This is a genomic window from Kitasatospora sp. NPDC088351 (genome assembly GCF_040685575.1).
Lineage (GTDB): Bacteria > Actinomycetota > Actinomycetes > Streptomycetales > Streptomycetaceae > Kitasatospora.
The window spans coordinates 136523-162585 of record NZ_JBFBIL010000009.1 but is presented as its reverse complement, the minus strand read 5'-3'; the positions used below and the strand labels follow the sequence as shown (position 1 = coordinate 162585).

At 72.9% G+C, this 26063-nt stretch carries 21 protein-coding genes; 11 read left to right on the top strand and 10 right to left on the bottom strand.

Annotation, left to right across the window (positions count from 1 at the left end; translation table 11 throughout):
* Positions 1–13: 13 nt before the first annotated feature.
* A complete protein-coding gene (locus AB0P06_RS10175) occupies positions 14–961 on the bottom strand; it encodes a phosphatidylserine decarboxylase (protein WP_363606549.1) in 948 nt (315 codons plus the stop codon).
* A gap of 465 nt (positions 962–1426) precedes the next feature.
* On the opposite strand from AB0P06_RS10175, the gene lnt reads away from it, so the two are divergent.
* Complete coding sequence (lnt, locus tag AB0P06_RS10170; protein ID WP_363606548.1) at positions 1427–2992, top strand: apolipoprotein N-acyltransferase; 1566 nt, start codon at positions 1427–1429, stop codon at positions 2990–2992.
* On the opposite strand, the gene AB0P06_RS10165 is transcribed toward lnt, so the two are convergent.
* Positions 2968–3732, bottom strand: coding sequence for a VOC family protein (locus tag AB0P06_RS10165; protein ID WP_363606546.1), 765 nt, complete (start codon positions 3730–3732; stop codon positions 2968–2970). The two genes, lnt and AB0P06_RS10165, sit on opposite strands and share 25 nt — an antisense overlap.
* 34 nt (positions 3733–3766) lie before the next feature.
* Complete coding sequence (locus AB0P06_RS10160; protein ID WP_363606544.1) at positions 3767–4675, bottom strand: NADP-dependent oxidoreductase; 909 nt, start codon at positions 4673–4675, stop codon at positions 3767–3769.
* 340 nt (positions 4676–5015) lie between these two features.
* Between AB0P06_RS10160 and AB0P06_RS10155 the strand changes: the two genes are divergently transcribed.
* The gene (locus tag AB0P06_RS10155; protein ID WP_363606542.1) at positions 5016–6224 is read left to right on the top strand and encodes an amidohydrolase; all 1209 of its coding nucleotides are present in this window, start codon (positions 5016–5018) and stop codon (positions 6222–6224) included.
* A 45-nt stretch (positions 6225–6269) separates the two neighbouring features.
* Here the strand turns inward: AB0P06_RS10155 and AB0P06_RS10150 are convergent, their stop codons facing one another.
* Complete coding sequence (locus AB0P06_RS10150; RefSeq protein ID WP_363606540.1) at positions 6270–7772, bottom strand: APC family permease; 1503 nt, start codon at positions 7770–7772, stop codon at positions 6270–6272.
* 122 nt (positions 7773–7894) lie between these two features.
* Positions 7895–9109, bottom strand: a complete 1215-nt coding sequence (locus tag AB0P06_RS10145; protein ID WP_363606538.1) for an amidohydrolase family protein — start codon at positions 9107–9109, stop codon at positions 7895–7897.
* Positions 9110–9386: 277 nt separating this feature from the next.
* Between AB0P06_RS10145 and AB0P06_RS10140 the strand changes: the two genes are divergently transcribed.
* On the top strand, positions 9387–10043 hold the full coding sequence (locus tag AB0P06_RS10140) for a GntR family transcriptional regulator (protein ID WP_363606536.1): 657 nt from the start codon (positions 9387–9389) through the stop codon (positions 10041–10043).
* A gap of 105 nt (positions 10044–10148) precedes the next feature.
* Here the strand turns inward: AB0P06_RS10140 and AB0P06_RS10135 are convergent, their stop codons facing one another.
* The 3 genes from AB0P06_RS10135 to gdhA form a co-directional block, all read right to left on the bottom strand.
* On the bottom strand, positions 10149–10652 hold the full coding sequence (locus AB0P06_RS10135; RefSeq protein WP_363606534.1) for a DinB family protein: 504 nt from the start codon (positions 10650–10652) through the stop codon (positions 10149–10151).
* An 89-nt stretch (positions 10653–10741) separates the two neighbouring features.
* Entirely contained in the window at positions 10742–11614 is an 873-nt protein-coding gene (locus AB0P06_RS10130) for an AraC family transcriptional regulator (protein WP_363606532.1), read from the bottom strand.
* 271 nt (positions 11615–11885) lie between these two features.
* Positions 11886–13265: an NADP-specific glutamate dehydrogenase gene (gdhA, locus tag AB0P06_RS10125; protein ID WP_363606530.1), complete on the bottom strand. Its 1380-nt coding sequence runs from the start codon at positions 13263–13265 to the stop codon at positions 11886–11888.
* 449 nt (positions 13266–13714) lie between these two features.
* Between gdhA and AB0P06_RS10120 the strand changes: the two genes are divergently transcribed.
* Positions 13715–14458, top strand: coding sequence for a hypothetical protein (locus tag AB0P06_RS10120; RefSeq protein WP_363606529.1), 744 nt, complete (start codon positions 13715–13717; stop codon positions 14456–14458).
* Positions 14459–14673: 215 nt separating this feature from the next.
* Positions 14674–15318 (top strand): GTP cyclohydrolase II, encoded by a 645-nt coding sequence (ribA, locus tag AB0P06_RS10115; RefSeq protein ID WP_363606527.1) that lies wholly within the window; start codon positions 14674–14676, stop codon positions 15316–15318.
* 43 nt (positions 15319–15361) lie between these two features.
* Here the strand turns inward: ribA and AB0P06_RS10110 are convergent, their stop codons facing one another.
* Positions 15362–17476, bottom strand: a complete 2115-nt coding sequence (locus AB0P06_RS10110; protein WP_363606525.1) for an EAL domain-containing protein — start codon at positions 17474–17476, stop codon at positions 15362–15364.
* A complete protein-coding gene (locus AB0P06_RS10105; RefSeq protein ID WP_363606523.1) occupies positions 17473–18279 on the bottom strand; it encodes an SAM-dependent methyltransferase in 807 nt (268 codons plus the stop codon). The genes AB0P06_RS10110 and AB0P06_RS10105 overlap by 4 nt, the downstream gene beginning before the upstream one ends.
* Positions 18280–18528: 249 nt before the next feature.
* On the opposite strand from AB0P06_RS10105, the gene AB0P06_RS10100 reads away from it, so the two are divergent.
* From AB0P06_RS10100 to AB0P06_RS10075, 6 genes are all read left to right on the top strand, one after another.
* Positions 18529–19713, top strand: coding sequence for an aminotransferase class I/II-fold pyridoxal phosphate-dependent enzyme (locus tag AB0P06_RS10100; protein ID WP_363606522.1), 1185 nt, complete (start codon positions 18529–18531; stop codon positions 19711–19713).
* Between the two features lie 210 nt (positions 19714–19923).
* Positions 19924–21213, top strand: coding sequence for an ergothioneine biosynthesis glutamate--cysteine ligase EgtA (gene egtA / locus AB0P06_RS10095; RefSeq protein WP_363606521.1), 1290 nt, complete (start codon positions 19924–19926; stop codon positions 21211–21213).
* A complete protein-coding gene (gene egtB / locus AB0P06_RS10090) occupies positions 21210–22565 on the top strand; it encodes an ergothioneine biosynthesis protein EgtB (protein WP_363606519.1) in 1356 nt (451 codons plus the stop codon). The genes egtA and egtB overlap by 4 nt, the downstream gene beginning before the upstream one ends.
* Entirely contained in the window at positions 22565–23311 is a 747-nt protein-coding gene (gene egtC / locus AB0P06_RS10085) for an ergothioneine biosynthesis protein EgtC (RefSeq protein WP_363606517.1), read from the top strand. The genes egtB and egtC overlap by 1 nt, the downstream gene beginning before the upstream one ends.
* A 65-nt stretch (positions 23312–23376) precedes the next feature.
* Entirely contained in the window at positions 23377–24348 is a 972-nt protein-coding gene (egtD, locus tag AB0P06_RS10080; RefSeq protein ID WP_363606515.1) for an L-histidine N(alpha)-methyltransferase, read from the top strand.
* A gap of 173 nt (positions 24349–24521) precedes the next feature.
* Positions 24522–25985, top strand: a complete 1464-nt coding sequence (locus tag AB0P06_RS10075; protein WP_363606514.1) for a sugar porter family MFS transporter — start codon at positions 24522–24524, stop codon at positions 25983–25985.
* Positions 25986–26063 lie beyond the last annotated feature (78 nt).

Genomic DNA, 26063 nt, shown 5'->3' with positions numbered 1-26063 from the left:
CTTCCGTTCGGAATCAGGGCCAGGAAGTCGGCGGAACACGCCGTGGCCGAGTACGGCGGAAGTTTTCGAAGAGACGCTCGGTCCGCCTCGATTCCTCCAGGACCCCGATGCGCTGCCCCATGAGCAGTTGCAGTGCGGGGAACCGCCCCTTCTCGAACAGCAGGATGTTCAACGACCCGCCGTACTGGAAGTAGCCGATCTGATTGCCCTTTTGCACCTCGACCGGAGTCGAGTCCTTTGTGATGTCCCTGAACTTGTCGAGGAACTTCACGGAGCCGACCGAGTTGAGGCCTACGGGCACCAGGGCGACATGGCCATCACCGTCCGGATTCCCCTTGTGATCAAAATGCGGCGTTTTGATGATGACGTACCCACGGCGGAAGTAATCGAACATGCTGTAGTCGTACCCATATCCGACGTTTCCCTTGTTGAGCAGTTCCGGGAAGTCCCGCATCCCGTAGTAGTCGCCGCCGATGTCATCGCGGGCCTCCACCACCTGGCCGCTCACCGGGGCGTGATACCAGTGGTAGGTGTCGGGCATCAGGATGCACGACACGGCCGTGCCGCCGCCCGGGTTCGCCGGCCTGCCGCGGGTGAAGTATGTCGCGCACTCGGAGCCGTCGAGCAGCTGCCGGACGTTCATGGTCACCCCCTTGCACGGGATCCGCGTCGACTCCGTCAGCTCATCAACAATCATGTTGATGACACAGTCGGTCGGGGCAACCACCACACTGGGGTCGTCCTCGCCGTCGATCGGCCGCACACCAGGCAGTTCCCTGATGAAGAACTTATTGAAGGTCGACCAGTCTCCTTCCTTGTAGTTGGCCATGACCTTCGGACCGAGGTCTTCCTTCCACTTGCCAACGAGGCTCTTCGATGACGGGTCATCCATCTGCATGCCTTGCAGATGCGTAAAGTCGGCCAGCATCTCGCGCCCCGACCCTTCGGTCACGAAATACATTCCGGCGCAATTATTGTAATTGATCCAGCTGAACTTCTCGATCTAGTTCAGCCCGTCCTGGAAATACTGCTTCAGCCCCCGTGCGGCTGCACCTCGTGCTTCCACTTCCCAATTCGTACACGAATTTGACTGCGGTCACCCCGTTCGCCCGGACCAATCACCCGCATGGCGGGACACCTCGACTGACCTCAATTCATCTGCCTTCCTGAGCAGCTGACGATCTTGCCGATTCGCCCCTTTCGCCCTTTCATTCCTCGTGGTAGCGGGCTGGGCCTACGCGTGTCGCCGTGGACCGACATCTGGCAGCGATCGGCTCCGAAGTGGACAATGCGGGACATGTCGCGCCGCCCCGCCGCCAGTCGTCCCGCCCTTGCCGGGCCCGTCCCCAGCAGGCCCGTCCCCAGCAGGCCTGACACGGCGGGCCGTTCGGACCGTTCGGGCCGGGGGCGGCGGTACCGGGCCCGGGTGGCGGCGCTCGCGGCCGGGGCGGTGCCGGTGCTGGCGTTTCCGGCCCCCGGACTGGCCTCGCTGGCCTGGGTCGCGCTGGTGCCCGGGCTGCTGCTGATGCAGCGGGCGCCCGGGGCGCGGGAGGCGGCGGTGCGCGGGTGGTGGTTCGGGGCCGGGTTCATCCTCACCACGATGTACTGGCTGATCCCGTCCGTCGGACCGGCGCTGCCGGTGCTCGCGGTGCTGTTCGGCACCCTGCAGGCCGGGGTGGGCCTGGCCGTCCACCGGCTGCTGCACCCGCCGCTGACCGCCCGTCGGGCGATGCTCGCACTGGTGGTCGTCCCGGCGGTCTGGCTGACCACCGAGTACGCGCGGTCCTGGCACGCGCTCGGCGGCCCGTGGGCACTGCTCGGTGCCACCCAGTGGCAGCACCCGACCGTCCTCGCGCTGGCCTCGGCCGGCGGGATCTGGCTGGTCAGCGCCGCCGTCGTGGCCGTCAACACCGGGGTGCTGATCGTCCTGACGGCCACCGGGTGGCGACCGCGCGCCCTCGCCGCCCTGGCCACCGTCGTGGTACTGGCGGCCGGGCCGCTGCTGTTCGCGCTGCGCACGGCGCCCGCCCGTACCGGGGCGGTGACGGTCGCACTCGTCCAGCCCGGCATCGTCGACGATCCGCAGGCCCGGTTCGAGGCCAGTGCCGAGGCCACCGCCGCCCTGGGCGGGCGACCCGTCGACCTGATCGTCTGGGGCGAGAGCAGCACCACCGCCGACCTGGACCGGGACCCCGCCGCACTGGCCCGGCTCCGCCGACTCGCCGCCGACACCGGCGCCGGGATCCTGGCCGGCGAGGACGCCCGCAAGGCCGACGGACGGATCTCCAAGGACGCCGTCCTGGTCTCGCCGACCGGCATCGTGGACCGCTACCGCAAGATCCGGCTGGTCCCGTTCGGCGAGTACATCCCGCTGCGGCCGGTGCTCGGCTGGATCGCCGGTGTCAGCCGGGCGGCGGGGGAGAACCGGGCGCCCGGCACCGCCTTCCGTCTGCTGCCGGCCACCGACCGAGGCGGCGGCCCACTGCCGGTCGGCGCGCTGATCTGTTTCGAGTCGGCCTTCCCCGACATGTCCCGGACGGCCGCCCGGGACGGCGCACGGGTGCTGGTCTACCAGTCGTCGACCTCGACCTTCCAGCACACCTGGGCGCCCGAACAGCATGTCTCGCTGGCCGCGATCCGGGCCGCCGAGACCGGGCGCCCGGCCGTCCAGGCCGCGCTCACCGGTGTCTCGGCGGCCTTCGACGCCCAGGGGCGCGAGCTGGCCCGGCTCGGCACCGACCGCACCGGCGCGCTGACGGTGCGGCTGCCGCTGACCGCGCCCACCACGCTGACCTGGTACGACCGGGTCGGCGACGTGGTGCCGGCCGCGGCGCTGCTGGTGACGGCGGGTTCGGTGGTCGCCCTCTGGCGCGACCGGGCGCGCCGGGCGAACCGCCCGGACCGAGCAGACCGGGCAGGCCGTGCGGGCGGCGTGGGTGATACGGACGGTACGGGCGGCGCGGGTGGTCAGCCCTCGGTGCCTGCCGGGTAGACGCCGAACACCGCACCCACCGGGTCCCGCAGGACCGCGATCCGCGGGCCGTCCGGCACCGAGGTCGGCGGCATCAGCACATCGGCGCCGAGGCTGCCGGCCCGGAAGGCCGTCCCGTCGACGTCCGCGACCGCGAAGTAGGGCAGCCAGTACGGCGGCAGTTGCGGCGGGAAGTTCTCGTCCATCGCCATCATCCCGCCGAAGTCCAGGCCGGCCAGGCCCCACTGGGTGTAGGTGTCGGACGGGTTGACCGTCCAGCCGAACACGGCCGGGTAGAAAGCGGTCGCGCCCGCGGTGTCCCTGGTGAGCAGTTCGACCCAGCCCAGCGCGCCGGGGGCGTTGAGCAGGCCGACGCCCGGCAGGCCGCGCGCCTGCCAGAGCGCGAAGACCGCGCCGGAGGGATCGGCGGCCAGGACGAACCGCCCGAGGTCCGACACGTCCGCCGGTCCGGCGAGGACGCTCCCGCCGGCCGCGGCCACCTTGGCGGCGGAGGCGTCCGCGTCGGTGACGGCGAAGGAGACCGTCCAGGCCGTCGGCTGCCCCTCCCCCTCCAGCGGGGTCACGGCGGCGACGGTCGCGCCGTCCAGCGTCATAAAGGTGTAGCCGTCCGTCCCGGGGCTTTCCCCGGCCTCGGCCCGCCAGGCGAACAGCTCGCCGTAGAACCGCTTGGCGGCGCCCGGGTCGGCGCTGGCGTGCTCCACCCAGCAGGGACCGCCGACGGTCACCTCGTTGATCTTCATCGTCCGCTCTCCTCCTCGGCCGGGGTCCGGGGCCTCATCCGATGTCCAGGACGAGCTTGCCGCGCGCGTGCCCGGACTCCACCAGCGCCAGTGCCTCGGCGGCGCGGTTCAGCGGGTACCGACCGGTGATGTGCGGGTCCAGTTCTCCGGCGGCCACCAGGGCGGCCAGCGCGGCGAGAGTCTCCGAGGTGGTGGAGCGGGTGATGTACCGCCCGCCCAGCTCGGCGACGGTGTCCGGGTCCACGGTGCTGACCAGCTTGGCGCGGTCGGCCAGCGTCTCGGCGGCGGCCCGCAGATCGTCTCCGCCGACCAGGTCGAGGATGCCGTCCACGCCGTCCGGCGCCGCGGCCCTGATCCGCTCGGCCACCCCGTCGCCGTACCGCACCTGCACCGCGCCCAGTGACTCCACGTACTCCCGGTTGGTGTCGCTCGCCGTGCCGATCACCCGCAGGCCCCGGCTGCGGGCGATCTGCGCGGCGGCGCTGCCGACGCCGCCCGCGATGCCGAGGATCAGCAGCGTCCGGCCGGAACCGAGCCCGACGTCCCGCACTCCGTCGTCCCCGGTCGCGGCCGCCACCGGCAGTGCCGCCACCTGATCGAACCCGGCCCCGAGCGGCCGCAGCGCGCTCATCGCGGCGAGCAGCAGGGTCTGCTCCGCGTAGCCGCCGGCGGCCGCGAGACCGAACACCTCGTCTCCCGGGGTGAAGCCCTCCACCCCTGGACCGACCCGCTCCACCACCCCCGCCGCCTCCTGCCCCAGCACGGCCGGGAGCGTACGGTTCTTCCCCAGCCGTCCGGTGCGGATCTTCCAGTCCACCGGGTTCACCCCGGCCGCCCGCACGGTGATTCCCAACTGGCCCGGTCCGGGCTCCAGCACCGGTCGGTCCAGGAACTCCTGATTCTCCGGCCCGCCGTAGTCGACGAACCCCAACGCCTTGACCATCGTTGATCCCGTTCCTCAGCTTGCCGGCCCCCTTCCCCGCCCCAGCATGCGGCCGCCCGCAGCTCTCGGCCCGCCGCTGCTGCGCCGAACGGGGGCGCCTGCAGGGAACGGGGAACAGATAACGGATGACAGATTTCAGATTCTGTTATCCGTTATCTGTCATCTGTCATCTGTTAGTTGTCACTTGTCGCCCGACCGCCGACCGGCTCCCCCGGCCACCCACCGGCCGGGCGCGACCGGGCCGACCACCATCTCCCCTATTGCAAAAGGGAGTTGACGAACCACCTCGCCGTCGGGTTGATTGGTGCCGACCGCAAAACACCCCAAACCAGGAGAAATCATGACCCCACCCACCGTTACCGTCTTCCGCGACGTCCGCCCCTTCGGCGCGGCCGCCGTCGCCGACCTGGTCGCCGTCGACGGCCTGCTGGTCGCCGCGGTGCCGGAGGGCTCCCGGGTGGAGGTGGTGGAGGGGCGCGGACGGATCGCGCTGCCGACGCTGGTGGACGCCCACATCCACCCGGACAAGACCGCGTGGGGCGAGCCCTGGTACAGCCGGCGCCCGGCCGGCGGGCTGCCGGAGTACGTACGGGGCGATGTGGAGCTGTACGAGCACCAGCGGACGCCGCTCACCGAGCGCGCGGGCCGGCTGCTCGCGCACGCGGTGGCCCAGGGGACGCGCGCGGTGCGGGCGCACGTGGATGTGGCGCCCGCGTACGGACTGGCGGGCGTGACGGGGCTGGCCGCCGCACGGGAGCGGCTGGGCCCGGCGCTGGACGTGCAGGTGGTGGCGTTCCCGCAGCACGGGGTGCGGCGGACGCCGGGGGCGGGGGCGCTGCTCGCCGAGGCGGCGGCGAGCGGGCTGATCGACGCGGTGGGCGGGATCGACCCGGCCGGGTTCGACGGGGTCGGCGAGGACGGCGAAGGCCCGGCCCAGCTCGACCAGGTCTTCGGCCTCGCCGAGAAGCACGGACTCCAGCTGGACGTCCACCTGCACGACACCGGCGACCGGGGCCTCGCCCCGCTGCGTGACATCGCCGCCCGGACGAAGGCGACCGGGCTGGGCGGCCGGGTCGTGGTGAGCCACGCGTTCTGCGTGCCGGAGTTGTCCGGCGGCGCGCTCAGTGAGCTGGCCGAGCTGCTGGCCGATGCCGGCATCGGCCTGACCACCGTCGCGCCCTCCGCCCACCAGGTGCTGCCGTTCCGGGAGTTGGCGTCCCACGGGGTCAAGGTGGGCCTAGGCTCGGACGGCGTGCGGGACTCCTGGAGCCCGTTCGGCAACGCCGACATGCTGCACCGCGCGCATCTGCTCGGCTGGACCACCGACGCCCGCACGGACGCGGAGCTGGCCGACTGCTTCGCCCTCGCCGCCGCCGGGGGCGCCGAGTTGCTCGGACTGCCGGCCGCCGACCTGACGCCGGGCTCCCCGGCCGACTTCATGCTGGTCGACGGCGGGTGCCTGCCACAGGTGGTGGTGGACCTGCCGAGGCGCGAACTCGTCGTCCGCGCCGGACGGGTGGTCGCCCGGGACGGCCGCTTCGAGGGCTGAGACCGGACGGCGGTCCCCCTCCGCGCGGAGGGGGACCGCACCGGGTCAGCCACGCTCGACATCGACCTCGGTCAACCGCGCGAACCGCTCCGGATCGGTCCGCCGGATGTGCCGCGCCACCGCGAACCCGGCCAGCGCGACCAACGGCAGCGGCACCAGCAGCAGCGCGTTCACCAAGTCCGAAGCCCCGGTCAGCAGACCGAAGTTGAAGACGGCGAGGACGGTGAGCACGGCCAGCCCGGCCGCCGCCAGCAGCGGCGCCCAGACCACCCGCAGCGCCGACATCCCGCGCCGGTCGCGCCGGAAGAACGCCCACACGGCGACCGCCGCCAGTGCCTGCATCGCCATGATGCCGAGCACACCGATGCTGTTGGACCACATCAGCACCACCAGATACGGATCCGCCGCCAGCACCGCGCCCAGCAGCACCACCAGCGCGTTGAACGAGCTCTGCACCACGACCGCCGCACCGGGCGAGCCGAACCTGCCCGACACCCGCCCGAGCCGGCGCGGCAGCAGCCCCTCCCGTCCGAGCGCGTACAGGTAGCGGGCGGCCGCGTTGTGGAAGGCGAGCGCGGAGGCGAAGGCGGAGACCACGATCAGGACGTGCATCGAGTCCGAGAGCCAGACACCGACGAAGCGCTCGGCCGCGGTGAAGGTGAGGTCCGGCCCCTCGGCGGCGCGGGCCGCCGCCACGGCCTGGTCCGTCCCGTAGGCGCCCATCACGATCCAGGTGCCGAGGGCGTAGAAGACGGCGAGGAAGCCGATCGCGATGAACGTCGCCCGGGGCACCGTCCGGCGCGGGTCACGCACCTCCTCGGCGTAGATCGCCGTCGCCTCGAAACCGGTGAAGGCGCCGATGACCAGCACGAACATCCCGGCGACCCCGCCCTGGGTGAGCAGCGAGGGGTCGAAGGAGACCGGGTCGAGCGCGGCCGTGCCCCGGTCGGCGAGCACCCCGCCCTCCATCACCAGCAGCGCCAGCACCTCCAGGACCAGCGCGACGCCGAGCACCTTGGCGCTGAGCGTCACCTTCAGCCAGCCCAGCACGCCGACCACCACGACGCAGCCGCCCGAGAACAGCCACCACGGCACGTGCGTGCCGGTGCGCTGTTCGATGTGCCCGGCGGCGAAGTAGCCGAAGGCGGCGGCCACGCCCGGGGTGATCAGGTTGTAACAGACCACCGCCACATAGGCGGTGACGACGCCGAACGTCCGGCCCAGGCCGCGCGCGACGTACGCGTAGAAGGCGCCCGCGTTGCGCACGTAGCGGCTCATCGCGGTGAAGCCCGCCGCGAACAGGACCAGCAGCACGCCCGAGATCAGGTAGGCGGCGGGGGCAGAGGCACCGCCGACGCCGATCGCGAAGGGCGCGATGCCCGCGAGGACGGTGAGCGGCGCGGCGGCGGCGACCACGAAGAAGACCAGGTCGGTGGTGCCGATCAGGCCGCCCGCGAGCCGTTGCGGCGACTGCGGGGCCGACTGCCGGGCCGACTGCGGGCCGGCCGGCGGGGCGATGGCCTGGGATCTTTCTGCGGAGACATTCACGGTGGGGGCGTCCTTCCGGCAGGGGCGGGGGGTGCGGGGTCCGCCGACCGGGGTGGGGCCCGGCCAACGGATGGAAGGGGGAAGGGGGAAGAGGGGAAGAGGGGAAGGCGAGAAAGGAAAGGTCAGGTCCGCGGCGTGCGGTCGAGGACGACCCGGCCGCCGTGCAGGACGAGCAGCCGCTCGGGGTGCGCCGCGACGGCCTCGGGGACGGATCCGGCCGCGATCGCCACCAGGTCGGCACGGGCGCCGACGGCGAGCCCGTAGTCGGCCAGCCCGAGCGCCACCGCGGCGTTCTCCGTCACCAAGTCCGCTGCGAGGAAAAGCTCCTGATCGGTCATCAGTTCACCCTGGAGGCCGATGACGGTGGCGCGTTCGAGCATGTCCCCGGTGCCGTACGGCCACCACGCGTCACGGATGTTGTCGGAGCCGGCGAAGACCCGGACGCCGGCCTCGTGCAGCAGCTTCACGGGCGGCATCGAGCGGCTCGGGCCGTTGGTCATCACGGCCACCCCGGCGTCCGCCAGCTTCTGTACGGTGAGCATGAGTTCAGAGGAGTCGAGACCGCTCCCGAGCGCGTACGCGTGGCTGACCGCGACCCGTCCGCCGAGCCCGAGGGCGGCCGTCCGGTCGGCGATGTCACGCAGCTGGGAGGCACCGACCGGGCCACCGTCGTGCAGATGGATGTCCACGCCGGCGCCGTGCCGCTCGGCGAGGCCGAAGACGATGTCGAGCTGGCCGTCCACGTCGCCGTCGAAACCGGCCGGGTCGAGGCCGCCGATCAGCTCGGCGCCCTCGCGCAGTGCCGCGTCCAGCAGGTCGGCGACGCCGGGGGCGGTCACCACCCCGCTCTGCGGGAAGGCGACGAGCTGGATACCGATCACGTCCCGGACGCGCTCGCGCACCTCCAGCAGGGCGTGCAGGTGGTCGAGCCCGGTGTCCGGATCCACGTCGACGTGCGAGCGGACGTACCCGGTGCCGAGCGCCGCCATCCGCCGGGCCAGCGCCTCGGCCCGGTCGGCGACGGGCACGGCCGCCGCGACCTCGCGGCGCAGCTCCCGCTCGGAGGCGATCTGGGTCCGGAGACCGGCGGTGGCACGATGGGGCTGCCAGGGCGCACCGAGGAAGGTCTTGTCCAGGTGCGCGTGCCCGTCCACCAGGGCGGGCAGCAGCAGCGCGCCGTCCAGCCGCAGGCCCCGGCCGGCGGCCTCGGGCGCACGCCGGGCGGGCGCGGTCAGGGCGGCGATCCGGCCGTCGGCGAGGTGGACGTCGGCCGCGGTGCCGTCGGGCAGGGTGGCGTCCAGGAGGAGGGCGGGGCGAAGGGGCGAGGTGGGGGTCACACGGGCACGCTAGCTGGTATACCGAATACCAAACAAGAGGTGTCCGACAACGGATCCGAAACGAGACCGGAAGCGAGACCGAAGCGAGATGGAGCCAGCCGGAGCCGGCTGCCGACCGACATCCCGGGTCGGATCCCGAGCAGGCCCCGGCACGGGATCCGCACCGGTACCGCACCGACACCGCGGACCAGATCCGGCACCGGGCCCGGCGAACGGATCTGAAATGATCTGCACTGCCCCCACCGCCCGCGCGGTCCCCCACCCGACTGGAGCCCCGATGCCCGACACCCCCGGCGACGCCCACCAGTCGCTCCGGGACCTCGTCTACGTCCAGCTCCGCGAACGGATCATCGAGGGCGAGTACCCGGCCGGCCGACGGCTCGTGGAGCGCGAGCTGGCGGAGACGATGAACGTCTCCCGTGTCCCCGTCCGCGAGGCCATGCAGCGGCTGGAGCAGGAGGGCTTCCTCACCGTCCAGGCCCGCCGGGGCGCGGTGGTCGCCGAGTTCGGCCCCGCCGAGGCCGAGCACTTCTTCGCCGTACGGGAGTCCCTGGAGGCCCTCGCCGCCCAACTGGCCGCCCAGCACGCCACCCCGGCGGGCCTCAAGTCCCTCGAACGCATCCTGACCCGGACCAGGAAGGCCGCCGAGGCGGGGCGGCTGCGCGAGACCGTGAGCCTCAACGCCGACTTCCACCGGGCGATCGTCGAGCTCTCCGGCAACCCGCTGCTCCAGGACATGATGGCCCCGCTCGACGGCCGGCTGCGCCGCCTCTTCCGGCTCACCTCCGGCCCCGAGAGCACCTCCCCGATGTGCACCGAGCACGAGCAGTTGCTCGCCGCCATCCGCTCCCGCGACCCGCAGGCCGCCGCCGACCTCGCCCGCCGCCACGTCGCGGGCACCCGGGCCTTCGCGCTCAGCGCGCTCGGAAGCTGACCGCGCTCGGAAGCCGGCCGTGGCCGAAACAGGCGCGCGGCCGGAACAGACACGTGGCCGAGGGGGCGGACAGCCCGGCGGGGAAGGCGGCCACCCCCGGCCCGGTCACCCCCGGCTGTGGTCTCCGGTCCGCCCGTCGATCAGCTCCCGCAGGATGTCCATGTGGCCCGTGTGCCGGGCGGTCTCCGTCGTCATGTGGATCAGCACCCAGCGCAGCGACACCTCGTCCCCGAACCAGGCCCGGCCGACGTCGTCCAACTCCAGCTCCCCGATGACGAGATCGGCCGCCGCCCGGGCACGGGCGTAGAAGGTCAGCACGTCCGCGGTGGACTCGTCCGGCCGCACCCGGAGATCGGACTCCTCGTCCTCGGTCAGGTCGAACGGCAGCGGCCCGGTCGCACGGCCGAACGTCTCGCAGAACCAGCCGAGTTCGACCCCACCCAGGTGCTTCACCAGGCCCAGCAGATTCGTCCCCGACGCCGTCACCGGCCGCCGCAGCTGCTCGTCGTCCAGCCCCTCCAGCTTCCACAGCACCGCGTCGCGATGCCGGTCGAGAGCCGTGAACAGGCTCTCCTTCTCCCCGCCCCGGAAGGGCACACGCTTCGTCATGCGCGGACCCTAACAGGCCCCCGGGCCGGGCGGACCCCCACCGACCCTGGGCCGGTGGGAGATCCAACCTCCCACCGGCCCAGGGCTGTTCAGCGAGCCGCCCGCTCGACCGGGACCCAGAGCTGGGCCTGCGCCCCGCCGCCGTCCGGCAGGAAGCGGGTGCGCAGGATCTCCGGTCCCGAGCAGGACTCGTACGGGTTGGACGGGAACCACTGGGTGTAGACGTCCCGCCACATCTCCTGCAGGGCCTGCGGGAACGGGCCGGTGCTGGTGAACACGGCCCAGCTGCCGGCCGGCACCACCCGGACGTCCAGGTCGTCCGGGACGACGGCCTCCGAGGACGCCACCACCGCGTGGTAGTAGTCGAGTTCGGACCCTTCCTCGCGGCTCTCCGAGAGGTGCTCGGTGACCGAGACGATGCCCTCCGGCTCCGGGCCGGAGAGCGCCGAGATCCGGGCGACGGTCTCCTGGTCGAGACCCTGGATGAACGCGGCGATGGCCGGGTTCACCCCCTCGCAGACCAGCGGCACCCGGGTCCGCCTGCCCACCACCCGGAACTCGGGCTTCTCCACGATGCGGTACTCCATACTGCTACTCCCTTCCACGACGAGTCGGAAGGACATCCGGGGCTGGGACCGCAGCGCCGCACCACCGCGCCGGGCCTCCCCGGGCCCGACGCCGTGCATCGCCCGGAACGCCCGGGCGAACGCCTCCCCCGAGGTGTAGCCGCAGCGGACCGCCACCTCCAGCAACGTCCGTTCGCCGGACAGCACTTCGGCCCCGGCAACGGTCAGCCGCCGACGCCGGACGTACTCCGACAGCGGCATCCCGGCCAGCGCGGAGAACAACCGCCGGAAGTGGTACTCCGACGTCATCGCGATCCGCGCCAGTTCGGCCACCTCGACCGGCTGGTCGAGCCGGTCCTCGATGTGCTCCATGGCCCGGTTCAGCTGCTCCAGCATGCCAGCCCCCGTCCTTCCCTTACTGCTCACCACCGTAGAAAGGACCCACCCTGCCGCACCCGACATCCTGTGCCCGCTCCGGTCGGGTCCGGCAGACGGCACGGCACCACCGTTCCGGCCCAGCCCCCGACGAACGACGAACGACGAACGACGAACGGCAAGCATCGAGCGGCCAACGGCGAACGGCCCGGGCCCCCGGCCGGTCACGAAGGACCGACCGGGGGCCCGGGTCAGCAGAGCCGCGGGAGGACCCGCGGAAGGGTGCGCAGGATCAGATCAGGCCCTGCGCCAGCATCGCGTCCGCGACCAGCTCGAAGCCCGCGATGTTCGCGCCCACCACGTAGTTGCCCGGGCTGCCGTAGCGCTCGGCCGTGGTGAAGCAGGAGTCGTGGATGTGCCGCATGATCTCGGCGAGCCGCTCCTCGGTGTGGGCGAAGGTCCAGGAGTCGCGCGAGGCGTTCTGCTGCATCTCCAGCGCGCTGGTGGCGACGCCACCCGCGTTGGCCGCCTTGCCCGGCGCGAAGGCCACGCCCGCCTCCTGGAGGACCCGGACGGCCTCCGGGGTGGTGGGCATGTTGGCGCCCTCGGCGACCGCCTTGACGCCGCCCCGGACGAGCGCGAGCGCGTCCGTCTCGTCCAGCTCGTTCTGGGTGGCACAGGGCAGCGCGACGTCGCACGGCACACTCCAGACGCCCGGACCGGCGACGAACTTGACGTGGCCGCCGCGCAGTTCGGCGTACTCGGAGATCCGGCCGCGGCGGACCTCCTTGACCTCCTTGAGCAGGGCGAGGTCGATGCCCTTCTCGTCCACGACGTAGCCGGAGGAGTCGGAGCAGGTGACCACGGTCGCGCCGAGCTGCTGCGCCTTCTCGATCGCGTAGATGGCGACGTTGCCCGAGCCGGAGACGACCACCCGCTGGCCCTCCAGGCTCTCGCCCCGGCTGCGCAGCATCTCGGCGGTGAAGAGCACGCAGCCGTAGCCGGTGGCCTCGGTGCGGGCCTGCGCGCCGCCCCAGCCGAGGCCCTTGCCGGTGAGGACGCCGGACTCGTAGCGGTTGGTGATCCGCTTGTACTGGCCGAAGAGGTAGCCGATCTCGCGGCCGCCGACGCCGATGTCACCGGCCGGGACGTCGGTGTACTCGCCCAGGTGGCGGTGGAGCTCGGTCATGAAGGACTGGCAGAACCGCATGATCTCGGCGTCCGAGCGGCCCTTCGGGTCGAAGTCGGCACCGCCCTTGCCGCCGCCGATCGGCATCCCGGTGAGCGCGTTCTTGAAGATCTGCTCGAAGCCGAGGAACTTGACGATGCCCAGGTTGACGGACGGGTGGAAGCGCAGGCCGCCCTTGTAGGGGCCGAGCACGCTGCTGAACTCGACCCGGAAGCCGCGGTTGACGTGGATGCCACCCTTGTCGTCCGACCACGGCACCCGGAAGATCAGCTGGCGCTCGGGCTCGCAGATCCGCTCGATGATCCGGGCGTCGACGAACTCGGGCCGCCTGGCCAGCACCGGGCCTAGGGTCTCCAGGACCTCCCGGACAGCCTGGTGGAACTCCAGCTCGCCCTGGTTGCGGCGCAGAACCTCGGCGTAGAGGGACTCGATGACACGGTTCTCGGCGTCGTGGGACGCGGAGGAACGAGAGGTGACCGGCATCAGATTCAGGACCTTCCGTGGTCGTCAGTCGCGCGCGAGACGTCCCGTATCGGGGAACGCCGGCGGTCCCCCTCGCCATTGAGGGCATCGCGCTGTCCTTGCGCGCCGAAGCGGCATACAGGACCGCTGTTATCCGGGTAGTGTCCCAGTGTTAACACCCCATGTACGACCCCATCCACATGGTGGAACCGCTCTGCCACGATGCGGCCCGCGCCCAACTCTCCGAATAGCGGACATTCCCCGGCGCCACGCCCCCTCGACCGACCGCTCGCCCCGCCACACCCCGCCCGACCGTGAGCAAGCTCACAGCCGGCGGGCGCCCCGGGTGCCGGTTCCCGGGGGAGCGCCCCCGGTGCGTTTGACGGAGCGGCGTCCGGGGCCGCATTGTTCCGACCCGAACATCCGTCCGGGCATCCGGGCGGCCGTCCGGGAGGAATCGCCACCGCGCCATGCCGAACAACGACGCCGACGCCACCGACAGCACAGCCGAACCCGCGCCCGCACCCGAGACCTCCGCCGACCGGTTGAAGTCCCGCTGGGCGGAGCCGGAGGGGCCGGTGCCGCCGTGGTACCGGCGGGTGTCACGGCGGACCTGGAAGGTGTCGGGCGGCGTACTGGCGGCACTGGTGGCGGCCGGACTGCTGGCCACCGTGCTCGGTCCGGACGACCCGATGCGGAACCGGCTGGACCCGGTGCAGAGCATCGGCGACCTGACCAGGGAGCCGGACACCTCGGGCTCGTACGCCGCCCGGAACGCGGAGATCTTCCCCGACACCCTCGCCTACCTCCGCTTCCGCGAGCACTTCGTCACCGGCTACCGCCGACCCGGTTCCACCGGGACCGATTTCATCGTGATCGGCGCCACCGGCAACTTCTCCAGCCCGGTCCGCGAACTGGACGACCTGCTCGGCGGGCCGGACCCGTCGCTCGCCCCGGTCACCGTCGGCGGCCACGCCCCGCAGGCCCCCACCGCCCCGTACACCGCCTTCCCGGCCGGCCCGCTCGGCGGCGCCCTCAAGTGCTCCGCCACCCCGAACGGGCACGGTGACGTCCTCGCCGTCTGCGCCTGGGCCGACTTCACCACCGTCGGCAGCGTCACCGACCTCACCCAGAACGCCGCCGACCTCGACCTCCCCGGCCTCGCCGAGCGCACCCGCACCATCCGCGCCGCGATGACCAGCCGGGTGAAGTAGCGTCCACCGCCGCGCCCTGGCGCCGGCACCGGCGCCGGCCCCAGCGGTCGGCGCCGGCGCCGTTTCCTTCCCGCCCCGTCCCGCTTCCCGCTCCCCGCCGCTGCCGCTGCCATTGCCACGGCGGGGGAAGGACTCGCGGAAGCTTGTTGTTCAAATTGGAACTACCTAGTACGGTCGACTACCGGAACACCACCCCAGTAACGGAGGCCCCACCCATGCCGCAGCCCGCCACGCCGCAGCCCGGCCCCGCCACCGTGCGTTCGCGTGTGCGCATCCCGCTGACCTTCCCGGACGGCTATCGCGCCGAGGCCGAGGTCTTCACCTTCCACGGCCTGGCCGACGGCGCCGAGCACCTGGCGCTGGCCTTCGGCGAGGTGTCGCAGGGCGGGACGCCGCTGGTCCGGCTGCACTCGGAGTGCCTGACCGGCGACGTGTTCGGCTCGGACCGGTGCGACTGCGGACCGCAGCTGCGCGAGTCGGTGGAGCGGATCAGCGAGGCGGGCGGCTACCTGCTCTACCTGCGGCAGGAGGGCCGGGGCATCGGCCTCTACAACAAGCTGGACGCCTACGCCCTGCAGGACTCCGGCCTGGACACCTACGACGCCAACACCGCGCTCGGCCTGCCCGAGGACGGGCGCGACTACACCGCCGCCGCCCAGATGCTCGCCGCGCTCGGCGCCACCGGCATCGACCTGCTGAGCAACAACCCGGACAAGGCGGCGCAGCTGGCCGGCCTCGGCATCGCCGTCGAGCGCCGGGTGCCGACGGGCGTGCACCTGTCGGCGAGCAACGTCCGCTACCTGCGGGCGAAGGTGGAGCGCACCGGCCACTCGATCGAGCTGTCCCGCCTGGTCGGCTGAGCGGCGGACGCGCGGACGGTCCGGCGCGGGAGGGCCGGCCGGCTCAGCCCTCGACCGGTCGTCCCTTCGGCTCCTCGGTGATCCGGCGGGCGATCTCGCCCGGCCGCACCGGGCGGCCGAAGTGCCAGCCCTGGGCCCAGTCGCAGCCGATGGTGCGCAGCCGCTCGGCGTCCCGCCGGGTCTCCACGCCCTCGGCCGTGACGGTCAGGCCCAGCGCGTGCGCCATCGACACCAGGCCGCTGACGATCCGCCAGCCGGTGGACTCGTCCTTGCCCGGGTCGTGCAGGTCGCCGACGAAGGAGCCGGCGATCTTCAGGCCGGAGACCGGCAGGTCGCGCAGGTAGGCGAGGTTGGACCAGCCGGTGCCGAAGTCGTCCACGGCGAGCGAGACGCCGAGGTCGACCAGCCCGTGCAGGGTGCGCAGCGCCTCGTCCTCGGGGCCGACCACGGTGGACTCGGTGATCTCCAGCTGGAGCCGGGCCGGGTCCAGGCCGGTGGAGTCGAGGATCCGGCCGAGGTCGGTGACCAGAGCGGCGCTGCGGGCCTGGCGGACCGCCAGGTTGACGTTGAGCTGGGGCGCGTCGTCGCCGAACCGCTTGATCCAGTCGGCGGCCTGGCCGCAGGCCTGCTCCAGCACCCACCGGCCGAGCGGCATGATCAGGCCGGTCTCCTCGGCGGTGGTCACGAACTCGTCCGGTCCGAGCACGCCGAGCTGCGGGTGACGCCAGCGCACCAGCGCCTCCACGGCGGCGAGCCGGCCGTCGGCCAGCGCGTAGAGCGGCTGGTAGTCGATGAAGAACTCGCCCCGGTCGAGGGCGGCCGGCATCCGCACCGAGACGGCGTAGCGGCTGACGGCGCGGGCGTTCTCCTTGGGGTCGAACAGCGTCCAGCGGCCGCGGCCGGCCTCCTTGGCCCGGTACAGCGTCAGGTCGGCGGCGCGGACGGCGGCGCCGGGGGTGGTGGTGGAGACCCGGCGCTCCAGCACGCCCACGCTGGCGCCGACGGCGAGCTTGTGGTCCCCGATCAGCACTGGCCCGGCCAGCGCCTTGAGGACGGTCTTGGCGGCGGCGACCGCCTCCTGTTCGCCCCGGCAGTTCTCCAGCAGCACCACGAACTCGTCGCCGCCGAGCCGGGCGACCAGATGGCCGAGCGGGGTGAGGGCGGCCTTGAGCCGGTCGGCGACGGCGGAGAGCAGTTGGTCGCCGGTGTCGTGGCCGAGGCTGTCGTTGACCACCTTGAACCCGTCGAGGTCCACGTAGCAGAGGCCGAACCGGGCGCCCGGGTCCGGCTCCTCGAAGAGCTTCTCCAGCCGTTCGAAGAAGGCCGCCCGGTTGGGCAGGCCGGTCAGCGGGTCGTGGGTGGCCTGGTGGCGCAGTCGCTCCTGGAGCCGGTAGCGGTCGGTGACGTCCTCCAGCATGGCGACCTGGTACACCGGGCGGCCGTCGTCGTCGCGGATCAGCGAGACCGTGAGGTGGGTCCAGACCACCTCGCCGTCCTGCCGGTAGTACGGCTTGTCGAACTGGAAGTAGTCCCGTTTGCCGCTGATCAGTTCCTCGTACGCCTCCCAGACGCCGGGGGTGTCCTCGGGGTGGACGAGGTCGCCGACCCGACGGCCCTGCATGTCCTCCGGGCCGGCGCCGAACAGCTCCTGGAGGGCGCGGTTGACGGCCAGGATGTTGCCGTCGGTGTCGCCGATGCCGATGCCGATGGCCGCGCTCTCGAAGAGCGCGCGAAAGCGGGCCTCGGAGGCGCGCAGGGCCCGTTCGGCCTCCTTGCGGGCCACGTCGGCGGCGGTCATGATCGCCTCCTGCTCGCGCAGGGTGCGCTCGCGCAGGGCGTCGGCCCAGCCGGCCGCGAACGCACCGCAGAGGGCGGGCCCGCGGCCGTCGGCGACCGGCTGTTCCTGCAGCAGTTCGACCGCCCGGGCCAGCACCACCGGGTCGGTGAAGTGCGCGTCGACGAGCTCGGCGCCGGCCCGGGCGGCCAGGTGCGGTTCGAACGGCTCGTCCAGCTGGGCCCGGTGGAGCAGCGCGGCGGTCCGGGAGATCAGCCGGCCGAGCAGGCCGGGGTGGACCGCCGTGCCGTGGTCGCCGGAGAGCAGCCGCGCCCAGTCCTCGTGGAACCGTTCGGGGCTGCTCGGCACCGGCGCTCCGCTCACGGACGGAACCCCACGCCCGCCACCCCGGTCATCCGCTCGGGGTGCTGCCCGACCGCCTCCGGCTGGTCGGGCCGCCACTGCGGCAGGTAGACCACGCCCGGCTCGACCAGCTCGAAGCCGGTGAACATGGCGGTGATCTGCTCGTGGGTGCGCATGGTCAGCGGGGTGGGGGTCCGCTGGTAGAGCTTCTGGTGGTCCTCCGCCTGGTCGGGGCGGCCCTCCAGGGAGGCGTGCGAGAGGACCAGCGCGCTGCCCGGCGGGAGGGCGTCATGCAGCACCGAGAGCAGCTTCCGCGGCTCCTCGGCGTCGCTGACGAAGTGCATGACGGCGACCAGCAGGACGCCCACCGGTTCGCCGGCCGCCAGCAGGGCCTTCACCTCGGGGCGGCTCAGCAGGTCGTCGATGTCCCGGAGGTCGGCCTGGACGACGGCGCTCTGCGGGTCGTTCTCCAGCAGCAGCCGGCTGTGCGCGACGGCGACCGGGTCGCGGTCGATGTAGACGACCTCGGTCTCGGGGCGGATCGCGCGGGCGTGCTCGTGCACGGCGCCGAAGGTCGGGATGCCGGAGCCGATGTCCAGGAAGCGGGTGATGCCCCGCTCGGCGAGGAACTGCACGGCCCGGCGGAGGAAGGCCCGGTTGGAACGCATGATCTGGGGCAGCTCCGGCCAGAGGGCGATCGCCTTGCGGGCCATCTCCCGGTCCACCTCGAAGTTGTGCGATCCCCCGAGGTAGTAGTCGTAGACCCGTGCGGCGTTCGGTTTGTCCAGGTCCGTGCCCTCCGGTACCCAGTTCGGTCGCCGCATCTTCGGGACTCCTTCACTCCGGTTCTGAGGACGCAGCGATCTGAAGAGATGGCTGCGACAGATGAGACTACAAGCACAAAAGATCCTCCTCTGCACGCTGAACGCGTGCAAGCGGAGTTCTGCCGTCCTGCCCGGGTGGCAGCGGGGGCCGGAAACGGACCTGACCGCCGGACGGAACGAGGACGGAACGAGAGCGGACGCCCTAGCCTGACGGCGGACCGGGCCGTCTCACACCCTACGGAGGCTCCCATGACGACCGCGCCGGACGACTTCGGCTTCGGACTGCCCTTCGACCGGGCCGGGACGGGCAGCAGCAAGTGGGCGCGGACGGCCGGCGGGCCGGACGGGGTGATCGCACTGGGTCTGGCCGACATGGACCTGCCCGGTCCGCCGGCCGTCGCCGAGGCGCTGGCGCGACGGGCGCGGCACCGGGCGTACGGGTACACGGCCTGCGATCCGGCCGGGCGGGCCCTGGTGGCCGACTGGTACCGGGCGCGGCACGGCGTCGCGGTGGACCCGGCATGGGTGCTGCTGCTGCCGTTCGGGCCCCGGACCGCCGTCCGGCTGCTGCTGGAGGCGGTCCGCCCGGCCGGGCCGGTGCTGTTCCCGACGCCCGAGTGGGGCGGCTTCGCCCAGCTCTGCCGGGCCGCCCGGCTGCCGTACCGGGAGATCCCGCTGGTCCACGACGGTAACGACGGCACCGGCGACCGCACCGGCACCGGCTACCGGCTGCCGCTGGACGCCTTCGCCCGGCACCGGCCCGGGGCGGTGCTGTTGAGCAGCCCGCACAACCCGTCCGGCCGGGTCTGGACGGCGGCGGAGATCCACGGGCTCGCCGAGGCCGCGGCGCGGGCGGGCGGGGTGCTGCTCTCCGACGAGGTGCACGGCGACCTCACCCACCCCGGCCACCGCCACCCCGTCGCGGTGGCCGTGGCGGGCCCGCTGCGCGACCGGACGGTCACCCTCAACTCGGTCGGCAAGACCTTCAACACCTCCGGCATCCCCAGCTGCTTCGCACTCGTCCCGGACCCTGCGCTGCGCGGGCGGCTCGGCGAGGTGATGGCCGGGTACGGCCTCTGGGAGGGCGGGCTGCTGGAGCAGGTGGTGCAGCGGGCGGCGCTGCGGCACGGCGGGCCGTGGCTGGACGCCCTGCTGCGTCATCTCGCCACCGCCCGGGACGAGTTGACCGCTGTGCTCGGTGACGCCGTCCGCTCCGCGCCACAGGCCTCGTACCTGCTCTGGCTGGACACCGCCGCGCTCGGCCTGCCGGCCGCGGACGCCCGGGCGGCGCTGCTGGAGCGCTGCGCCCTGGAGGTCTCGGACGGCGCCGACTTCGGGCCCGGCGGGCGCGGCGGACTCCGGCTCAACTACGCCCTGCCCGGCCCGGAGCTGGCGCGGGCACTGGCCCGGCTGGCCCGGCTGCGAAAGCCCTGATTCACCCGATTGCACCACCTCTGACCTGCGGATACATCTCTTCACGAGATGTTTGCGGAGCAGGCCCGCATGGTCCGTAGCAGACTGGGCAGAGTAGACCGGGCCGCAATCGTGATCCCGAGGATGGTGAGTCCGGTGATACCCGTTCGCCCGACCAGCCCACCCGCCAGCCCACCCGACCGGCAGAGCGCGGAACCGCCCCCGGGCGGGGTGACGCCACTGACCGAGTCGGCGGCGCGCAGCCACATGTCAGGTGTCTGCTTCAAGATCGGACCTCCCCGGCTGGTCGGCATCGAAGTCGAGTGGTTCGTCCACGACAACCGATGTCCGACCGGCCCCGTCCTACCGGAGCGGCTGCACGCCGCGTTGGACTCACTGCCACTCGGCGGCCCGGACGGGACCTCACTTCCCTCCGGCGCCCGTCTCACCCTCGAACCCGGCGGTCAGGTCGAGCTCAGCTCCCCGCCCGCCCCCGGCCTCACGGCCTGCGTCGACGAAACCCGGCACGATCTCGCCGCCCTGCGGGCCGCCTTCGCGGCGCAGGGCCTGCGTCTCACGGGTACCGGTACCGATCCGCTGGCCCGCCCCCGTCTGATGGTCCTGGACCACCCTCGCTATCTGGCGATGGAACGATTCTTCGACTCGGCCGGGCCCTGGGGCCGGATCATGATGACCGGCACCGCCTCCGTCCAGGTCTGCCTGGACGCCGGGGCCGAGGAGGGCCCGCAGGCGCTGGACCGGCGCTGGCGGCTGGCCCACCGGCTGGGCCCCGTCCTGGTCGCGGCCTTCGCCAACTCCCCTTTACTCGACGGGAAGCCCACCGGCCACCGGTCCACCCGGCAGACCGTCTGGTCCAGGATGGACCCCTCCCGCACCCTCGCCCCCGGCCCGGACCACGGCGACCCGCGCGAGGCCTGGTCCCGCTACGTGCTGGACGCCGAGGTGCTCTGCATCCGCCGACCGGGCGGGCTGCCCTGGACCGCCCCGGCCGGACTGACCTTCCGCGACTGGCTGGCCGGCGCCGGCGAACGCCCGCCCACCCTGGCCGACCTGGACTACCACCGCACCACGCTCTTCCCTCCGGTACGGCCGCAGGGCCACCTGGAGCTGCGGATGATCGACGCCCAGCCCGGTGACGGCTGGATCGTCCCGACCGCCCTGGTCACCGCGCTGCTGGAGGACCCGCCGGCCGCCGACGCCGCGCTGGCCGCGCTGGAGCCGCTGGGGTGCGCCGACGGCCCGCTGCCACCGCGCAGCGACGTCTGGCGCCGGGCCGCCACCCTGGCCGTCGCCGACCCGGGGCTGCGCCGCGCCGCCCTCGCCTGCTTCGCCGCCGCCGACGCCGCGCTGGGCCGTCTGCCCGGCGCCGAGCGGCTGCGCGCCGTCGTCGCCGAGTACGCCGAGCGCTACCCCGCGCGCGGCCGCTGCCCCGCCGACGACCAGTTGGACGCCCTGCGCGCCGGCACCCGCCCCACTCCCCCGGAGGAGGCCGCACCATGATCGACGACGCCCGCCCGACCGACGCCCCCGCCGACGCCCCCGCCACCCCGGAGGCGCTGCGCGAGACGATCGCGAACGAGCTGCTGGCCGCCAGGGCCCGGACCGCCGCGCTGACCGACTGCGTCGGGGAGCGCGACCTCACCGCCCAGCACTCCCCGCTGATGTCCCCGCTGGTCTGGGACCTCGCCCACATCGGCAACCAGGAGGAGCTCTGGCTGCTGCGCAACGTCGGCGGCCGCGACCCGATGCACCCCGAGATCGACCCGCTCTACGACGCCTTCGAGCACCCGCGCGCCGAGCGCCCCAGCCTGCCGCTGCTGCCGCCCGGCGAGGCCCGCGCGTACGCCCACGAGGTCCGCGGCCGGGTGCTCGACCTGCTGGCCGCCAGCCCGCTGGAGGGCGCACCGCTGCTGGACGCCGGATTCGCCTTCGGCATGATCGCCCAGCACGAACAGCAGCACGACGAGACCATGCTGATCACCCATCAGCTGCGGTCGGGCGAGCCCGTCCTGGCCGCTCCCCCGCCGCCGCCCGCACCCGCCGACGCGGCCACACTGCCGGCCGAAGTCCTCGTCCCCGCCGGGCCGTTCACCATGGGCACCGACACCGAGCCGTGGGCGCTGGACAACGAGCGCCCGGCGCACCGGGTCGAACTGCCCGCCTTCCTGCTGGACACCACGCCCGTCACCAACGGCGCCTATCAGCGGTTCATCGCCGACGGCGGCTACGACGAGCCGCGCTGGTGGACCGCCGAGGGCTGGGAGCACCGGCAGCGGGCAGGGCTGACCGCCCCGCTGTTCTGGCACCGCGAGGACGGCCAGTGGCTGCGCAGGCGGTTCGGCCTGCTGGAGCCGGTACCCGGGGACGAGCCGGTGCTGCACGTCAGCTGGTACGAGGCGGACGCGTACGCGCGGTGGGCCGGCCGGCGGCTGCCGACCGAGGCGGAGTGGGAGAAGGCCGCCCGGCACGACCCGGCCACGGGCCGCTCCCGCCGCTACCCGTGGGGCGACGGCGCACCCTCCCCCGGGCGCGCCAACCTCGGCCAGCGGCATTTGCGCCCGGCCCCGGCCGGCAGCTACCCGGGCGGTGAATCCCCTTACGGGGTACGTCAGTTGATGGGCGACGTCTGGGAGTGGACGGCCAGCGACTTCCGGCCGTACCCGGGCTTCCGGGCCTGGCCGTACCGGGAGTACTCGGAGGTCTTCTTCGGGCCCGAGTACAAGGTGCTGCGCGGCGGCTGCTTCGGCGTCGCGCCGGTCGCCTGCCGGGGCACCTTCCGCAACTGGGACTATCCGGTCCGGCGGCAGATCTTCGCCGGCTTCCGCACCGCCGCCGACCCGGCGGCCGGCTGATGTGCCGCCATCTCGCCTATCTGGGCGAGCCGGTGGCGCCCCGGGAGCTGCTGGTGGAGCCGCCGTTCGGGCTCTACCGGCAGTCCTGGGCGCCCCGGGTGCAGCAGTACGGCACGGTCAACGCGGACGGCTTCGGGCTCGGCTGGTACGCGGACGGCGACGAGGTGCCCGCCCGCTACCGGCGGGCCGGGCCGATCTGGGCGGACGCCTCGTTCGCGGACCTCGCCCGGGTGATCCGCACCCGGGCGCTGCTGGCGGCCGTCCGCTCGGCCACCGAGGGCTGCGCGCCGGGCGAGGCGGCGGCCGCGCCGTTCGCCGCCGGGCGCTGGCTGTTCAGCCACAACGGCGCGGTGACGGGCTGGCCGGAGAAGCTGGACGCGCTGGCCGGACTGCTGCCGCCCGCCGAACTGCTGGACCTGGAGGCCCGGACGGACTCGGCGCTGCTCTGGGGCCTGGCGCTGCACCGGCTACGGGCGGGCGCCGAGCTCGGCGCGGCGCTGGCCGGCACCGTCGCGGACGTGGCCGCGCACACCACCGGCCGGCTCAACCTGCTGCTCACCGACGGCCGGACGCTCGCCGCGACCGCCTGGGGCGACACCCTGCACCACCGGACCCTGCCGGGGCGCGGCGTGCTGGTCGCCTCCGAGCCGTACGACGACGACCCGGCCTGGACCGCCGTCCCGGACCGCTCGCTGCTGCTGGCCGGCCCCGAGGGCGTCACCATACGCCCGCTCCCGGCCGGCTGAGGCCCGGCCGCGCGAACGTCACACTCCCCCTCTCCTTCACCTTTTGAATAGAGGATCGACCTGTCATGAGCACATTTGATCTCACCCGCCTGCTGCCCGCCGACCACTTCAGCACCGCCCTGCGGCACGACGTGCGGCGGGGCCTGACCGCCGAGCCCAAATGGCTGCCGCCGAAGTGGTTCTACGACGCCCGGGGCAGCGAACTGTTCGAGGAGATCACCCGGCTGCCGGAGTACTACCCCACCCGGGCCGAGCGGGCCATCCTGACCGCCCGGGCCGGCGAGATCGCCGCGGCCACCCGGGCCCGCACCCTGGTGGAACTGGGCTCGGGCTCCTCCGAGAAGACCAGGCTGCTGCTGAGCGCGCTGCGCGACCTCGGCACCCTGCACACCTACGTGCCGGTGGACGTCAGCGAGAGCGCGCTGGCCTCGGCCGGCGAAGCGCTCGCGGCCGAGTACCCGGGGCTGGCCGTGCACGGCGTACTGGCCGACTTCACCGCCCGGCTCGGGCTGCCCCCGGACGGCGGACCCCGCCTGGTCGCCTTCCTCGGCGGCACCCTGGGCAACCTGCTGCCCGCCGAACGGGCGACCTTCCTGCGCGGGCTGCGCGCCGCGCTCGACCCCGGCGACTTCCTGCTGCTCGGCACCGACCTGGTCAAGGACCCGCGGGTGCTGGTCGCCGCCTACGACGACGCGGCCGGGGTGACCGCCGAGTTCAACCGCAATGTGCTCAACGTGCTGAACCGGGAGCTGGAGGCGGACTTCGACCCGGACGCCTTCGAGCACGTGGCGGTCTGGGACGCCGGGCAGGAGTGGATCGAGATGCGGCTGCGCTCACTGCGCGCGCAGACCGTGAAGATCCCGGCCCTGAACCTGCCGGTCCACTTCGACCGGGGCGAGGAGCTGCGGACCGAGGTCTCGGCCAAGTTCCGCCGGGAGCGGGTCACCGAGGAACTGGCCGCGGCCGGGCTGCGGCTGGACCACTGGTGGACGGACGACGAGGGCCGGTTCGGGCTGTCGCTGGCCACCCCGGCCTGATCTGCCCGCACCCCGGCCGCCCGCACCCCGCCTGCCCTTACCCGGCCGAGTTTGATCGTTCACTTTACTAATACTCAGAGCAAAATCTGAGCTTCCCGATGTACAACACTTGAACATTGAGGGGTTACGATCTCGGCTACCGAACTCAGCGTTGAGTACCAGGAGTCAAGATCGTGAGCGTCACCAAGCAGCCCTTGGAGTCCGCCGGGTCTCCGTCTCCGAGGCCCGCCGGGCCCTCGGGGACGGAGACCGCGTCCTCCGGCCGCCTCGGCTTCGTCGTCTTCATCACCGCCGTCGCGGCCCTCGGCGGGTTCCTGTTCGGCTACGACAGCTCCGTGATCAACGGCGCCGTCTCCGGCATCCAGGAGAAGTTCGGCGTCGGCGACGGCGTGACCGGTCTGATCGTCTCCTCGGCACTGCTCGGCTCCGCCGTGGGCGCCGCGCTGGCCGGGCGGTTCGCCGACCGGTACGGCCGGATCACGGTGATGAAGGCGGGCGCGCTGCTCTTCGCGGTGAGCGCCGTCGGCTCGATGCTGCCGTTCTCGGCCTGGGACCTCGCCTGCTGGCGGGTCCTCGGCGGGGCGGCCATCGGCATCGCCTCGGTGATCGCCCCGACCTACATCGCCGAGGTCGCGCCGACCAGGTACCGGGGCCGGCTGGCCTCCTTCCAGCAGGCCGCGATCGTGCTCGGCATCGCGATATCCCAGCTGGTCAACTGGATGCTGGCGAACGCCGCCGGCGGTGAGACCCGCGGCCACCTGCTCGGCCTGGAGGCCTGGCAGTGGATGCTCGGCATCTGCGTCGTGCCGGCCGCCGTCTACTTCGTGCTCGCCTCGACCATCCCCGAGTCCCCCCGCTATCTGATCTCGGCCGGCCGGCTGGACGAGGCCCGCGCCGTACTCGCCGAGGTCGAGGGCGAGGGCTCCGACACCGGGGCCCGGATCGCCGAGATCAGGGCACTGATCGACTCCGACCACCGGCCGCGCTTCCGCGACCTGCTGGGCGGCCGGTTCGGCCTGCTGCCGATCGTCTGGGTCGGCATCGGCCTCTCGGTCTTCCAGCAGCTGGTCGGCATCAACGTGATCTTCTACTACTCGTCGATCCTCTGGCAGTCGGTCGGCATCGACCAGAGCAACTCGCTGCTGATCAGCTTCATCGGCTCGGTCATCAACATCCTGGGCACCGTGGTCGCGATCCTGCTGGTGGACCGGATCGGCCGCAAGCCGCTCGCCCTGATCGGCTCCGCCGGGATGGCCCTCGCGCTCGGCGCCTGCGGCTGGGCGTTCTCCGCCGCCACCGGCAGCGGCGACAACGTCACCCTCCCCGACCTCCAGGGCACCGTCGCGCTGATCGCCGCCAACGCCTTCGTGCTGTTCTTCGCGATGTCCTGGGGTGTGGTCGTCTGGGTGATGCTCGGCGAGATGTTCCCGAACCGGATCCGGGCCGCCGCGCTCTCCGTCGCCGCCTCCGCGCAGTGGATCGCCAACTGGGCGATCACCGTGTCGTTCCCGTCGCTCTCGCGCTGGAACCTCTCGGCGACCTACCTGGTGTACGCGGCCTTCGCCGCGTTGTCCGTCCTCTTCGTGGCGCGGTTCGTGAAGGAGACCAAGGGCATCCGACTGGAGGACATGGGCTGATCCGACAGTCGGACCGGCCCAAACCCTATCGCCAATCGCCCGGGTGCGGGGCCGAATCGTTCACTCCCTGCGGTGGGC

Excerpts from the sequence above, each read along its gene's own strand:
- AB0P06_RS10175 (WP_363606549.1), bottom strand. The coding sequence starts at position 961 with ATGTATTTCGTGACCGAAGGGTCGGGGCGCGAGATGCTGGCCGACTTT.
- AB0P06_RS10165 (WP_363606546.1), bottom strand. The coding sequence starts at position 3,732 with ATGAAGATCAACGAGGTGACCGTCGGCGGTCCCTGCTGGGTGGAGCAC.
- AB0P06_RS10160 (WP_363606544.1), bottom strand. The coding sequence starts at position 4,675 with ATGGTCAAGGCGTTGGGGTTCGTCGACTACGGCGGGCCGGAGAATCAG.
- AB0P06_RS10155 (WP_363606542.1), top strand. The coding sequence starts at position 5,016 with ATGACCCCACCCACCGTTACCGTCTTCCGCGACGTCCGCCCCTTCGGC.
- AB0P06_RS10140 (WP_363606536.1), top strand. The coding sequence starts at position 9,387 with ATGCCCGACACCCCCGGCGACGCCCACCAGTCGCTCCGGGACCTCGTC.
- AB0P06_RS10135 (WP_363606534.1), bottom strand. The coding sequence starts at position 10,652 with ATGACGAAGCGTGTGCCCTTCCGGGGCGGGGAGAAGGAGAGCCTGTTC.
- AB0P06_RS10130 (WP_363606532.1), bottom strand. The coding sequence starts at position 11,614 with ATGCTGGAGCAGCTGAACCGGGCCATGGAGCACATCGAGGACCGGCTC.
- gdhA (WP_363606530.1), bottom strand. The coding sequence starts at position 13,265 with ATGCCGGTCACCTCTCGTTCCTCCGCGTCCCACGACGCCGAGAACCGT.
- AB0P06_RS10120 (WP_363606529.1), top strand. The coding sequence starts at position 13,715 with ATGCCGAACAACGACGCCGACGCCACCGACAGCACAGCCGAACCCGCG.
- ribA (WP_363606527.1), top strand. The coding sequence starts at position 14,674 with ATGCCGCAGCCCGCCACGCCGCAGCCCGGCCCCGCCACCGTGCGTTCG.
- AB0P06_RS10105 (WP_363606523.1), bottom strand. The coding sequence starts at position 18,279 with ATGCGGCGACCGAACTGGGTACCGGAGGGCACGGACCTGGACAAACCG.
- AB0P06_RS10100 (WP_363606522.1), top strand. The coding sequence starts at position 18,529 with ATGACGACCGCGCCGGACGACTTCGGCTTCGGACTGCCCTTCGACCGG.
- egtB (WP_363606519.1), top strand. The coding sequence starts at position 21,210 with ATGATCGACGACGCCCGCCCGACCGACGCCCCCGCCGACGCCCCCGCC.
- egtC (WP_363606517.1), top strand. The coding sequence starts at position 22,565 with ATGTGCCGCCATCTCGCCTATCTGGGCGAGCCGGTGGCGCCCCGGGAG.
- egtD (WP_363606515.1), top strand. The coding sequence starts at position 23,377 with ATGAGCACATTTGATCTCACCCGCCTGCTGCCCGCCGACCACTTCAGC.